This is a genomic window from Qipengyuania gelatinilytica (assembly GCF_019711315.1).
Classification (GTDB): domain Bacteria; phylum Pseudomonadota; class Alphaproteobacteria; order Sphingomonadales; family Sphingomonadaceae; genus Qipengyuania; species Qipengyuania gelatinilytica.
Genome location: NZ_CP081294.1, coordinates 2,049,511 through 2,062,226, shown reverse-complemented (window position 1 = coordinate 2,062,226; position 12,716 = coordinate 2,049,511). Strand labels below are relative to the sequence as shown.

Here is a 12,716-nt window from a genome sequence, read left to right as displayed (position 1 = left end):
GGTTATTCGTCGCCGTAGATCGCGACTTCGTTGACTCCTTCGCTGGTGGCGCGACCGCGGTACATGCCGCTGGTGTTGAAGCTGTAGAGCGCATGGCCTTCGGGGGTGACGAGGATGATCCCCCCGTCGCCACCGAGTTCCTTTACTTCGGCCATCACTGCGTCGGCTTCTTCCTGCACAGCGCTTTCTTCCAGCATCATTTCCGAGGCATGGACGAAATATTCCGGATTACCGTCCCGATCGACCGGGGTCGTCACACGGGCCACGACGACATCCATGTCGAAGCGGTGCCTCAGCCGCGTGCAAATCTCATGCGCCACTCCGACGCGGATGAAATATTCGCCCCAGCCGGTCGCCGAGACGGCACAGCTGCGGTTGTCGGCATAGGTGCCCGCCCCGATCACCGGAGCATCGCCGATGCGGTTCCAGCGCTTGCCGGTCATCCCGCCGGTCGAGGTGCCCGCGGCAAGATTGCCATGTGTATCGAGCGCGACTGCGCCCACGGTGCCGAACTTGATGTCGACGTCGATCGCCGAAAGCTTGTCGGCCTTCATCCGCTCGAGCGCTTCGCGGCGGCTTTCCGTATCGAAAAATTCGCCCGGCACGAGGTCGAGGCCCTGTTCGGCAGCGAAAGTCTCCGCGCCCTCGCCCGAGAGCATGACGTGCGGGCTGTCGGTCATCACCTTGCGTGCGAGCAGGATGGGATTGCGCACGTTGGTAACGCCCGCCACCGCGCCTGCATCGCGGTCGCGCCCATCCATGATCGAGGCGTCGAGTTCGTGGCCGCCCTCCCACGTATAGACCGCGCCGCGCCCGGCGTTGAACTTGGGATCGTCTTCCAGGATCAGGATCACCGCCTCGACGGCATCCATTGCCGTGCCGCCTTCCGACAGCACCTTTGCCCCGGCATCGAGAGCGACCTGCAAGCCTGCGCGATATTCGGCTTCGGCCTCCGCGCTCATGTTCTCGCGCGCGATTGTTCCCGCCCCGCCGTGGATCGCGATGGACCATTGCCCACCCTGATCATCGGCCAGGGCCGGTACCGGACAGGCGGCAATCGCGAGCGCGAAAACAGCGGCGAGCTGGGTGAAAAATCCTCTCATTCCGCCGGGATAGCACCTTGAGTTATCCACTCAATCCCCAAGCGCCGTTTTGGTTAAATCCGACACGCGTGTTAGCCCTGACGCTACGGAAACCAACGGGGAGAGGTTTCATGATCTTTGATAGGTATCGCTTCGACCAGCAACTGGCGATGGAGCTTGGAGAGAAGCTCCTTTTCGCAGTGATCGCGCTGGTCGTCACATGGCTCGCCGCACGTGCGGCCAAATGGGCTTTTGCCAAGCTTGTCGACACGGTCGACTTCTTCAAGCGCGGGACCGGCAACGGGACCTCGCTGGGTGAATCGCTCGGCAAGATCGTGTCCTTGCTGATCTGGCTGTTCGGCCTGCTCATCGTTCTCAATATCCTCGAACTGGGCGGGGTCGCAGGACCGATCAACAGCCTGCTCGAGAATGTCGTCGACTTCCTGCCGAACCTTCTGTGGGCCGGACTGATCTTCTTCATCGGCATGATGGTGGCGCGGATCGTTCGCGACCTCGTGGTCACCACGCTGCAGGCAGTCGATTTCGACAAATGGGCCAATCGCGGCGGGGTGGACAATGTCACCGGCAACACCGCGATCAGCAAGACCATCGGCACCATCGCCTATGTCCTGATTGCCATTCCGGTGGCGATCGCGGCGCTCGAACAACTGCAGATCCAGTCGATCAGCGATCCGGCATCGGACATGCTGCGGATGATCTTCGCGGCCATTCCGAACATTATCGCAGCCGCGATCCTGCTCGGCATCGGTTACCTGATCAGCAAGTTCGTGGTGCAGATCGCCAAGGAAGTGCTGCCGGGCCTCGGTGTCGACCGGGCGCTGGCTGAAAGCGGACTGGTTGCAGACGGCACGACTGCGAGCGGTATCATCGCCCGCATCGCGCAGGTGGCGATCATCCTGTTCTTCGCCATCGCTGCGACGCGCCTGCTAGGCTTTCCCGAGCTGACGGCCATTCTCGACACGGTTCTGGAAACCGGCAGCAAGGTAATTCTCGGTGCAGTCGTTATCGCTGTGGGCTTCCTCATCGCGAACCTGCTTGCGCGAGTGATCGCCGGTGACGCGGGCAATTCGACCGCGGCGACCATTGTCCGCTGGGCAACGATCGTCCTGTTCGTCTTCATGGGACTGGAGTTCACCGAGCTTGGCGGCGGCATTCCGCAGGATGTGGTAACCATCATTGTCGCCGGCATCGCGGTGGCAGGCGCACTCGCCTTCGGCCTCGGTGGCCGTGACTGGGCGGCGCGCAAGCTCGACCAGATGGACAGCGACCTTGGCGGGGGCAGCGCTTCTGCGCCCAAGCCCAAGCGCCGCAAGGCAGCCGCGCCGACAAGCGACGATCCGCTGCCGCCGGGCGCCTGACACAGAGCCAACAACCCCAGGGAGATGGGGGGTTCACTGGGGCGCGGGACGAAAAGTCTCGCGCCCCTTTTTCTTTGTGCTACCCCGACGCCAAAGGGAGACAATGCATGAAGGCATGGATCGGTGCGCTCGCGATTGCGGCGGGCGCTTGGGGACCGGCGGCGCTTGCCCAGGACGAAGGCGGCGAGAGCGAAAGGCTGTTCACCTCGCTCGACGTTTTCGACCTCGAATATGCGGACGATCCGCGCATTTCGCCCGATGGCCGCCATGTCCTCTACACGCGGCGCTCGAACAACATCATGACCGACCGGACCGAGGGCGCGCTCTGGCTCGCCGCGCTCGACGGGAGCAGCAACCGGCTCGTCCTGGACGGCGCGAGCGGCGGCGAATGGTCGCCCGACGGCAGGCGTATCGCCTATAGCGGCCGCGACGAGGACGGACGCAGCGCGATCTTCATCCGCTGGATGGACAGCGGACAGGTCCAGCAGGTCGCCGCACTCGATAGCGGTGCCGGCAATCTCGCATGGTCGCCCGATGGCCGGCAGATCGCGTTCACCAGCCGCGTCGACGGCGACACGAAGCCGCTCGCCAAGGCGCCGCCCAAACCCGAAGGGGCGAAATGGTCGCCGCCGGTCAAGGTGATCGACCACGCCCGGTATCGCAGCGACGGCTCCGGTTTCATCGACGTGACCTTCAGCCACGTCTTCGTAGTGCCCGCCGACGGCGGCACCCCTCGCCAGCTGACGACGGGCGAATTCGACCATGCGGGCCCGCTCGCCTGGACGCGTGACGGCGGGGCGATCCTCGTCTCGGCCAATCGCAACGAGGGCTGGGAATTGCAGACCATCGAGGGCGATATCTGGCGCGTGCCGCTGGCTGGCGGCGCGATGCAGCAGGTGACCAGCGGAGGCGGTCTCGAAGCTTCACCGCAAGTCTCCCCCGATGGCCGCAGCGTGGCTTTCATCTGCATGCCCAACGTCAAGCGTCCGGTGTGGCAGGTGGATGTCTGCGTGCGCGGCCTTGATGGCTCGGGCGGCCAGAACCTGACCGAGAGCCTCGACCGCGAGGTGAGCGATATCCGCTGGAGCGGACGGCACATCTACTTCACTTACGACGACCGCGGCATCCGCAAGATCGGCCGCGTGTCGCCTTCGGGCAGCAGGGTCGAAACCGTGGCCGACGGTCTGGGCGGAACGACGCTCGGCAGGCCCTACACCAGCGGCACATATGATGTGCATGCCAATGGCGCGCTTGCATGGACGCAAGGCTCGCATGATCGACCGGCTGATCTTTATGCAAAGTCGGGACGCAGCACGCGCAAGCTGACCGCGCTCAATGAAGACCTGCTTGCCCACCGCGATCTGGGGCAGGTGCAGGAAGTCACCTACACCTCCTCGCATGACGGTACCGAGATCCAGGGCTGGTACGTGACACCGCCGGGCTTCGATCCGTCGAAGAAGTATCCGCTGATCCTCGAAATCCACGGCGGACCCCACGCGGCATATGGGCCGCACTTCTCCGCCGAAATCCAGCGCTATGTCGCCGAGGGCTATGTCGTATTCTACGCCAACCACCGCGGCAGTTCCTCCTACGGCGAGGATTTCGGCCTGCTGCTCGAACACAAATATTCCAGCCCCGACGATGCGGCCGATCACATGTCGGGCGTCGATGCGATGATCGCCAAGGGCTTCATCGACGAGGACAACCTCTTCGTGACCGGCGGGTCGGCAGGCGGCATCGCAACCGCATATCTCGTCGGCCTGACCGACCGGTTCAACGCCGCTGCGGCCGCCAAGCCGGTGATCAACTGGTTGAGCAAGACGCTGACCGCGGACAGCTATATCTTCCAGACCTACCACCAGTTCCCCGGCCTGCCGTGGGAAGTGCCGATGCATTACTGGGAGCGTTCGCCGCTCAGCCTCGTCGGCAATGTGACCACGCCGACCATGCTGTTGACGGGCGAAGAAGACCAACGCACCCCGATCACCGAGAGCGAGCAGTTCTACCAGGCGCTGAAGCTGCGCGGGATCGACACGGTGCTCGTGCGCGTGCCGGAAAGCCCGCATGGTATCGCCTCGCGCCCATCGCGACTGGTGGCCAAGGCCGACAACATCCTCGCCTGGTTTGAACGCTACCGGACCGACCAGACCGCAGACGATAACGGGAGTGACGATCAATGAGCGAATTCGGATTTTCGAGCACTGCAGACGAAGTCCTCGCGGACAAGGACCTGAAAGGGCGCACCGTGCTGGTGACCGGCGGCTACTCCGGGCTGGGTCAGGAGACCGCGCGGGCGATGGCGGCCAAGGGTGCGCATGTGATCCTGTCGGGCCGCGATGCCACCAAGCTCTCCGCCACGGCCGATGCGATCGCCGAAGGCACCGGTGCCAAGGTCGACACGTTGGTCTGCGACCTCGCCTCGCTCGACAGCGTGCGCAAGGCCGCTGCCGAGGCGAATGACCGGTTCGAGAGGATCGACCTGCTGATCAACAATGCAGGTGTCATGGCCTGTGACGAGGCGAAGACGGCCGACGGGTTCGAGATGCAGTTCGGCACCAATCACATCGGGCACTTCCTGCTCACCAACCTGCTGATGCCTCTGGTCGAAAAGGGCGATCGCCCGCGCATCGTCAACCTGTCGAGCCGCGGCCACCACATTGCCCCGGTCGATTTCGACGATCCCAATTTCGAGAACCGCCCCTACGAGAAATGGCAGAGCTACGGACAGTCGAAGACCGCCAACGTGCTCTTCGCCGTCGGACTGGAAGAGCGGCTCGCCGACAAGGGTATCCACGCCTATGCGCTCCATCCGGGCGGTATCCACACGAACCTCGGTCGCCACATGACCGAGGAGGATATGCAGAACCTTATGGCGCGCATCCAGAAGGCGGCAGAGGAACGCGGCGAGAAGCCGGATCCCTTCAAGACCATCCCGCAAGGCGCGGCGACGACCTGCTGGGTCGCGACCGCCGAAGAGCTTGAAGGCGCTGGAGGCCTTTACTGCGAAGACTGCCATGTCGCCGACGAGGACAATGAGGACACCGGCGGCGGTGTGCGCAGCTATGCGATCGACAAGGACAAGGCCGAACGCCTCTGGACGATGAGCGAGGAAATGGTCGGGCAGAATTTCGCCTATTAGGCGACCGCCTCCACCATCCCTTCGAACAGCCAGCGCCTGAGCATCGTGCCCGCAAGCTCGATGCCTGCGGGCCCTTCCTGCTCGACCAGCGCCTCGCAGGCTTCCCCGTAACTCGCGCCGTCCATCATCGCGGCCAGCGCGCGGCCTTCCGCCTGCGACACGGAAATGAATACGGGCCTCTCGCCCTCGCGCCAGACGATGGTGGTTGAAGCTTCGGAGACGGGTACGATGTCGGGCGAACTTCCGGTCGTGGCAAGTGAGGACCACAGCCGCTTGAGATCATGAGTCGTGTCGCTCTGCGTGAGGCCGGGCATGAAGACCAACCGCAAGTCGCCCCAGTCCTCCTCGGTGAAATCGGCCGCCAGTTGAAGAAAGCCTTCGCTCGACAGCGCGTTCGCATCGCGTGCGACGAATGCGAGGTGCATCGACCATCCGAGCCAGGCCAGTTCGGCCACTTCGGGATCGGCGGGAAACAGGTCCTCGCAGGTCTCGGCAAAGCCAGCACCGGCCAGGTCCAGCGTCCAGCTCGAGGGTGGATGCATGATCAGGTGATGCGCGGCAGCCCGCGCAAAGCTTGCTTCGCCCACCAGCCGCTCGGTCCGCTCGAAGGTCGAACGCAGCGCCTCGACCAGCGCGCTGCGGTAATTGTTGCGATAGATATCGAGGCCCGCCGCATGACGCGCAGTCCATCCCTCGGGCAAGGCGCGCTCGTCATCGAGCAGGCTTGCCATGAAAGCGGACTGGCGGGCAGCGAGCGTGCTCATGCCGCCGCCTGCAGCGTACGACCGACAACGCTGCGCGCGCGGTCCAGCTCATCGAGCAATTCGCCGAGCGGCGGAATGCCGTCGTCGCGTTCTATCATCGTCGCGACCGGCCCCGTGCGGGCCACCGTCCACTCATAGAGGTCCCAGACTGCATCGCAGACTTCGCGGTCATGTGTGTCGATCACGATGTCGCGTTCGGGTGTCGCAGGCGTGTGTCCGGCGAGATGGACCTGCCGCACGCGATCGAGCGGCAGGCCGGCAATATACTCCTGTGCGTCGAAGTCGTGGTTCTGCGCGCTGACATAGACGTTGTTGACGTCGAGCAGCAGGTAGCAGCCGGTTCGCTGCGCCATGGCGGAAAGAAAGTCCCATTCGCTCATCTCGTCTTCGGGGAAGGTGAGATAGCTCGACGGGTTTTCGAACAGCATGACACGCCCGAGCATGTTCTGGGCATGGTCGATATTGTCGCACACCGTATCGAGCGCTTCGCTCGTCAGCGGCAGCGGGAGAAGGTCGTGGCTGTTGTGCGCGCTGGTGCGCGTCCAGCACAGATGGTCGGAGACCCAGAGCGGATCGATCCGCTCGGCGAGCGTCCTGAGCCTCGCCAGGTATTCGTCATCGAGCCCGGCGGCCGAACCTACCGACATCGAGACCCCGTGGAGTATGACGGGATGCTTCGCGCGAATTTCCTCAAGGATGCGCAGCGGCTTGCCGCCTTCGACCATGTAGTTTTCGGAGATGACCTCGACGAAATCGACCGGCATATCGCCTTCGAGGAAGTCGGCGTAATGCGGACGGCGAAGGCCGAGGCCGTAGCCGTAAAAGGGGTCGATGGAGGTCATGTCCTGCGCTTTCCTTGATCGAAAGTGATGGCGGCCCGGCGCCGGGAGGGACGAAAGGGGGGGGTGAGCCCCGGTCACCGGGCCGCCAAGCCGGTCAGCCCAGATCGCCGATGGTGCCGCCCTTGGTCAGGCATTCGCCGGCCTTCATGGCCTTGAAGCCGTGGCCCTTGCATTCGTTCTGGCCCTTGCAGGCATTTTCGGATGTCGCGCAGTCGGCCTGGCCCTTGCAGCTGTGGACGCCGTAACAATGGACGGTGTCGTCGGCATTGAGCGCGCGGCCGCTGCTGCCTGCGGGCGGTTCGGCGGCAAAAGCGCTGAGCGAGCTGAGGGCGAAAGCGGCAGCTGCAGCGGCAGTTGCGGCGGTCTTGCGAGTGGCGGTGTTCATGGCATTCAATCCCTTTGGTTGTGTGCGCATCGGCGCGGATGGGTGTGCGGGGGTGCACGAGGGATCATTCGCCGCAGCGGCCAGCGCGGTTACAGGAAAAGAAATTTTCAGGATGCCGTAACCAGCCGCACATCGCTCCCGAATGACAGGCCAGTTCCGGCGCCCCCATCACCGGACAGAGTCTGAAAACCCATTTGGAAGAGTATCGCCATGAACAGCAAATCGATCGCCAGCCTCGCCGGCCTCGCCCTTACCGCCGGTGTCGCTACCGGCCTCGCCGCCACCCCCGCTGCCGCCCAGGGCAAGCCCGCGATGGAAAAATGCTACGGCGTCGCCAAGGCGGGCGAGAATGACTGCGCCGCCGGTCCCGGCACCAGCTGCTCCGGAACCTCCACCCGCGACTATCAGGGCAACGCCTGGAAGCTCGTGAAGAAAGGCACTTGCGAGAATATCGAGACGCCCAAGGGCAAGGGCTCGCTGACGCCGATCAAGCGCTAGGCGCTCACCCTCTTCGCCAGCACCACGCGAGGTGACGCAGATGCAAAACGTACTGACCCTATACGACCGCCTTGCGGGATGGCTTTCCTCCAGGCTGCCCGAAGGCATTGTGCTGCTCGTCACCCGCGCGGCGCTGGCGGGGATCTTCTGGCGATCGGGCCGGACCAAGGTGGAAGAAGGCACTGCCCTGTCGATCAACGACACGACCTACTTCCTGTTCGAACACGAATATAGCGGCCTTCCCCTGCCGGTGGACCTTGCCGTCCCGCTGGCCACCTATGCCGAGCACCTGTTCCCCATCCTCCTGGTGTTCGGGTTTTTCACCCGCTTCGCCGCGCTCTCGCTTCTCCTCATGACGCTGGTCATCCAGGTCTTCGTCTATCCCGACGCATGGTGGGCAACGCATATCCTGTGGGTCGCGCTTGCCGCGATCCTCGTCAGTCGCGGCGGGGGCCTGTTCTCTCTCGACGCCCTGCTCGCCTCGCGGCGCGCGCAGTGATAGGCAATAGCCGACGGGAGCGGGTGCCATGATCGCCGACGAGAAAGAAATGGCCGCCATGATGTCCGCTGCGCAGAAAGGCGATGCGGGCATGTACCGTGCGCTGCTCGCCGAAGTGCAGATCTGGCTCGAACGCTATTACAGGAAGCGCGTCGCTCCCGCGCAGCTCGACGATTTGGTGCAGGAAGTGATGATGGCGGTGCATGCCAAGCGCGCCACCTGGGATCCGGCCCGGGCATTCTACCCCTGGCTCGCCGCGATCGCGCGCTATCGCTGGGTCGATCACCTGCGCAAGGTCTACCGCTCGGCGGAAGACGAGCTGGGCGATCACGATGCGCCCGAAGACAGCGAGGAAGAGGCCGTGATGGCCCGGATGAGCCTGGAGCGCCTGTTCGTGCACCTGCCCGACAAGCAGTCCGAAGTCATCGAACTGGTCAAAATAGAGGGGTTGTCGATTGCCGAAGCCTCGAAAATGACCGGCCAGAGCGAGAGCCTGGTCAAAGTGAATATCCATCGCGGACTGAAGAAGCTGTCCGCGCTCGTAGAGAAGGCAGAATAGTAATGAACCGGGTTCCCAATTCCCTGATCGACGAGCTCGCGAGCGATCTTGCTCCCGTCAAGCCGATCCGCCTGTGGGACGGCATTGCGCTGGTCGCCCTGTCGGCGGTGACGACGGTGATCCTCGTCGAGCTGCTCGACGGTCTGTGGCGCGGCATCGTGCAGGGCCGCGCCTCGGGCATTTTCTTCATGGCCAACGGGATGTTCGCGGTCGTGGGCGCGGCGGCTGCCCTTGCCGTCGTTCGCATGGCCAGCCCCAGCGTAGGCAACAGGCAGGACGGCGCGCGCTGGTCTGCCGGAATGCTTGCGCTACTGCCCATTTCCGCTGCGCTGATGCTGGGCATGACCGGACTGTTTTCGGCAGTTTCGAGCGATATCTACGGCCTCCACTGCTTCCTTGCAGGAACGGGCTTCGGCCTCGTTACCGCCGCCGCGCTCATCCTGTGGCTGCGCCGCGGTGCGCCCGTTTCGCTTGGTGCGGCGGGCACGCTCACCGGACTTGCCGCCGGCGCGATCGGGACTTTCGCCTACGGGCTCGCCTGCCCGATCGACACGATCGAGCACCTCGCCATCTGGCACACCGCCCCGGTGGCATTGCTCGCAGTGGTCGGACGGTATGTGGTCCCGCCGCTCGTCCGCTGGTAAGGCGCGTTCGTCTAGCGACAACTTGCAATAGGCGCGGCGAAGGCGCACCCCTGCTCGCAACACAGAGGGGAGAAATCCATGAAGACCTTCGCCGCGGCCATTGCGCTCGCCACCGCCACGACCATCGCCCTGCCCGCCACCACGGCCATCGCGCAGGAAGCACCCGCCACGCCGGACTGGGTCGAAACCAGCAACGCCTACACGCAGAAAGTCATTGCGATGCAGGCGCAGTTCTTCCCGACTGGCGCCTCCTCGGCGGGCTATGAACAGTACGACGGTCTGGTCAACGACATGTCGGCAGACCGCGACGCGCGCTATATCGCCGCTGCCAAGGCCCTGATCGCCGAATTCGAAGCCGCCAAGGCCACCGAGACCAACCCCTATGTCCTGCAGGACCTCGACATCCTCATCGGCTCGTTGAAGCAGGACATCGAGGGCATCGAGCTTGGCAACAAGTACATGCTCGATTTCTCGCAGGTACCGCAGGGCATGTTCGGGAATATCGGCCAGCTCCTCTCCGACCAGACCGCCGAACACCGCCGCGCCAAGGCTCTCGAACTGCTACAGCGCTACACCGGCACCTGGCCCGATACCGAACCGATGACAGAGCTTGCCAAGCGTCGCTTCGAAGCAAGCCGCGGCGAAGGGAAGATGGGCCCCTATGTGGTCGAAGTCGAGGAATCGATCGGCAAGATCCCGACCTTCGTCGCCGGCATTCGCGACCTCTTCGGCAAATACGAGATCGAGGGTGCGGACGAGGCGCTCGATGCGATGGAGGCGCAGCTCACCGACTACGGCGAATGGACGCGCTCCACCGTGATCCCCGCCAGCCGCGATAGCGCGCGCCTGCCGGAGGAACTCTACGCGCTCAGCCTCAAGCAGGTCGGCATCGACATGGCGCCGCGCGAATCCATGCAGCAGGCCCGCCGCGGTTTTTATGAACTGCGCGCCCAGATGGAAGCGCTCGCGCCGCAGATCGCCGAGAAATACGGCTGGGAGGAGACCGACATGGCCTCGGTCATGGCGAACCTGAAAAAGCTGAGCGTTCCTAACGACGAGATCGAGGAATTCTATCGCGGGGTGAACCGCGAGCTTGAAGCCAGGATCCGCGAGAACGAGATCGTCTCGCTGCCCGACACCGAATTGCAGATGCGCGTTGCGTCGCAGGCCGAAAGCGCCGCCCAGCCCGCCCCGCACATGCGCCCGCCGCGCCTGATCGGGAACACCGGCGAACAGGGCACTTTCGTCCTTACCGTGGGCAATCCGACCGCCGGACCGGATGACCGCTACGACGACTTCAACTTCCCCGCCGCCAGCTGGACGCTGAGCGCGCACGAAGCGCGTCCGGGCCATGAAATGCAGTTTGCTGCACTGGTCGAACAGGGCGTCAGCCTCGCTCGCATGCTCTACGCCTTCAACAGCGTGAACGTCGAAGGCTGGGCGCTTTATGCCGAAGCCGAAATGCTCCCGCACGAGCCGATTGAGGGCCAGTTCATCGCGCTGCAGTTCCGCCTGCTGCGCGCTGCCCGCGCCTTCCTCGACCCGAGCCTCAACTTGGGCCTGATGACCCGCGACGAGGCCGAGCGCGTGCTTCGCGAAGAAGCGCTGTTCTCGCCCGGCATGACGAAGCAGGAACTCGATCGCTACGAATTCCGCATGCCCGGCCAGGCAGGTTCCTATTATTACGGCTATCGCAAGCTGATCGACCTGCGCGTCGAGACGGAACTCGCGCTGGGCGCGGACTTCAACGAAAAGGCGTTCAACGACTTCCTGCTCAGCCAGGGGATCATCCCGCTCGAATTGATCGCCAAGGCGGTGCGCGAGGAATTCATTCCCTCGCAGCGCTCTGGAGGCTGACGGCTAGAGCCAGCGCAATCGCCTGAACACCACGATCAGCGCGACGAAAAGGAGAAGGCACAGGGCGACCACGGCCCAGAATGCATCCGGGTCGTTCACGCCTGGCATGCCGCCGACATTGATGCCGAGCAGCCCGGTCAGGAAGCCGAGCGGCAGGAAAATGCCCGCCACGATGGTGAGCATGTAGGTTGCGTGCTCGCTACTGGCGAGGCTGCGGGCACGCAGTTCGTCCTGCAGCACCAGCGCGCTTTCCTTGCTGATGTCGATATCGTCGAGATAGCGGCGCAGGCGCGCGATACTTTCTGCAATCTCGCGCCGGTCCTCCTCTTCGAACCACGCGGGCGAATCGCGGCTGATCTGCTCCAGCGCCTCGTGTTGCGGGGCCATGTGGCGCTTCAGGCTAAGGCAATTGCGCCGGATGGTGGAAATGCGTTTCAGCATGCTTTCCGGATCCTTTTCGGGATCCTCGTCCTCAAGCGCGTCGAGCACGAAGTTCATGTCGACGATCGACTGGCTCATCCGCGCGATCATGAGTTCCGCGAGCAGCGTGATCGTGGCACCCGCATCCAGCGGCCCTACACCATTGTCCAGTCGCGCAACGACTTCGCGCGGGGTCTGCAGCGGATGCCGGCGCAGCGTGACCAGCCGCCGCCCGTCGCACCATAGCTGCATGGAAATCATGTCTTCCGGTTCGGCACCGGGATTGAAGTTGATCCCGCGCAGGGTTCCGACAAGCGTCTCACCGTCGCGAAAGGCACGCGGGCGGGTCTGGTCGCTGGTGAGCAATTCTGCCGTGGGTTCCGGGACCTGTAGCTGATCTTCCAGCCATGCCTGCACACCCGGGCGATTGCGGCATAGGTGTAGCCACATGACCTCGCCCGGCGCGGCCGGCTCCCAGCCCTGCGCTTCCTCCCAGCCAATGTCTCGCGCCCCGCCCTTGCCGTCCAGTATGCGTCCGAAAAGAAGCGCGCTGTCGGTGATTGCTTCGTCTGTTGCTTCGTTCATCGGATACTTCATGCCGAATGTTGGTGCGCCTGTCATTGCCCCTTCATCAAGCCTCCCCTATAT

Annotated in this window: 13 protein-coding genes; 8 read left to right on the top strand and 5 right to left on the bottom strand. The window is 63.9% G+C overall.

The genetic code is table 11. The features are described from left to right. Window positions 1-2: 2 nt before the first annotated feature. Window positions 3-1,103, bottom strand: a complete 1,101-nt coding sequence (locus K3136_RS10275) for an isoaspartyl peptidase/L-asparaginase family protein (RefSeq protein ID WP_221430224.1) — start codon at window positions 1,101-1,103, stop codon at window positions 3-5. 110 nt (window positions 1,104-1,213) lie between these two features. On the opposite strand from K3136_RS10275, the gene K3136_RS10270 reads away from it, so the two are divergent. The 3 genes from K3136_RS10270 to K3136_RS10260 all read left to right on the top strand — a co-directional run bounded on the left by K3136_RS10270 (window position 1,214) and on the right by K3136_RS10260 (window position 5,600). Continuing rightward, window positions 1,214-2,461, top strand: coding sequence for a mechanosensitive ion channel (locus K3136_RS10270; RefSeq protein WP_221430223.1), 1,248 nt, complete (start codon window positions 1,214-1,216; stop codon window positions 2,459-2,461). 107 nt (window positions 2,462-2,568) lie between these two features. After that, the gene (locus K3136_RS10265) at window positions 2,569-4,641 is read left to right on the top strand and encodes a S9 family peptidase (protein ID WP_221430222.1); all 2,073 of its coding nucleotides are present in this window, start codon (window positions 2,569-2,571) and stop codon (window positions 4,639-4,641) included. Further along, window positions 4,638-5,600, top strand: coding sequence for an SDR family NAD(P)-dependent oxidoreductase (locus K3136_RS10260; RefSeq protein WP_221430221.1), 963 nt, complete (start codon window positions 4,638-4,640; stop codon window positions 5,598-5,600). The genes K3136_RS10265 and K3136_RS10260 overlap by 4 nt, the downstream gene beginning before the upstream one ends. On the opposite strand, the gene K3136_RS10255 is transcribed toward K3136_RS10260, so the two are convergent. From K3136_RS10255 to bufA2, 3 genes are all read right to left on the bottom strand, one after another. Continuing rightward, window positions 5,597-6,364 carry an HvfC/BufC N-terminal domain-containing protein gene (locus K3136_RS10255; protein WP_221430220.1) on the bottom strand — a complete coding sequence of 256 codons (768 nt, stop codon included), beginning with the start codon at window positions 6,362-6,364 and terminating at the stop codon, window positions 5,597-5,599. The two genes, K3136_RS10260 and K3136_RS10255, sit on opposite strands and share 4 nt — an antisense overlap. After that, the gene (gene bufB, locus K3136_RS10250) at window positions 6,361-7,206 is read right to left on the bottom strand and encodes an MNIO family bufferin maturase (RefSeq protein WP_221430219.1); all 846 of its coding nucleotides are present in this window, start codon (window positions 7,204-7,206) and stop codon (window positions 6,361-6,363) included. Before bufB ends, K3136_RS10255 begins: the two co-directional genes overlap by 4 nt. Window positions 7,207-7,300: 94 nt before the next feature. After that, window positions 7,301-7,591, bottom strand: a complete 291-nt coding sequence (gene bufA2 / locus K3136_RS10245) for a BufA2 family periplasmic bufferin-type metallophore (RefSeq protein WP_221430218.1) — start codon at window positions 7,589-7,591, stop codon at window positions 7,301-7,303. Window positions 7,592-7,801: 210 nt separating this feature from the next. On the opposite strand from bufA2, the gene K3136_RS10240 reads away from it, so the two are divergent. The 5 genes from K3136_RS10240 to K3136_RS10220 all read left to right on the top strand — a co-directional run bounded on the left by K3136_RS10240 (window position 7,802) and on the right by K3136_RS10220 (window position 11,648). After that, window positions 7,802-8,089 carry a BufA1 family periplasmic bufferin-type metallophore gene (locus tag K3136_RS10240; protein ID WP_221430217.1) on the top strand — a complete coding sequence of 96 codons (288 nt, stop codon included), beginning with the start codon at window positions 7,802-7,804 and terminating at the stop codon, window positions 8,087-8,089. A gap of 40 nt (window positions 8,090-8,129) precedes the next feature. After that, entirely contained in the window at window positions 8,130-8,588 is a 459-nt protein-coding gene (locus K3136_RS10235; RefSeq protein WP_221430216.1) for a DoxX family protein, read from the top strand. 28 nt (window positions 8,589-8,616) lie between these two features. Next, window positions 8,617-9,147: a sigma-70 family RNA polymerase sigma factor gene (locus tag K3136_RS10230; RefSeq protein WP_221430215.1), complete on the top strand. Its 531-nt coding sequence runs from the start codon at window positions 8,617-8,619 to the stop codon at window positions 9,145-9,147. Window positions 9,148-9,149: 2 nt separating this feature from the next. After that, the gene (locus K3136_RS10225; protein WP_221430214.1) at window positions 9,150-9,791 is read left to right on the top strand and encodes a DUF1109 domain-containing protein; all 642 of its coding nucleotides are present in this window, start codon (window positions 9,150-9,152) and stop codon (window positions 9,789-9,791) included. A 78-nt stretch (window positions 9,792-9,869) separates the two neighbouring features. Beyond that, window positions 9,870-11,648 carry a DUF885 domain-containing protein gene (locus K3136_RS10220; RefSeq protein ID WP_221430213.1) on the top strand — a complete coding sequence of 593 codons (1,779 nt, stop codon included), beginning with the start codon at window positions 9,870-9,872 and terminating at the stop codon, window positions 11,646-11,648. 3 nt (window positions 11,649-11,651) lie between these two features. Here K3136_RS10220 and K3136_RS10215 read toward each other — a convergent pair whose 3' ends face one another. Next, entirely contained in the window at window positions 11,652-12,653 is a 1,002-nt protein-coding gene (locus K3136_RS10215; RefSeq protein WP_221430212.1) for a zinc transporter ZntB, read from the bottom strand. Window positions 12,654-12,716: the final 63 nt, after the last annotated feature.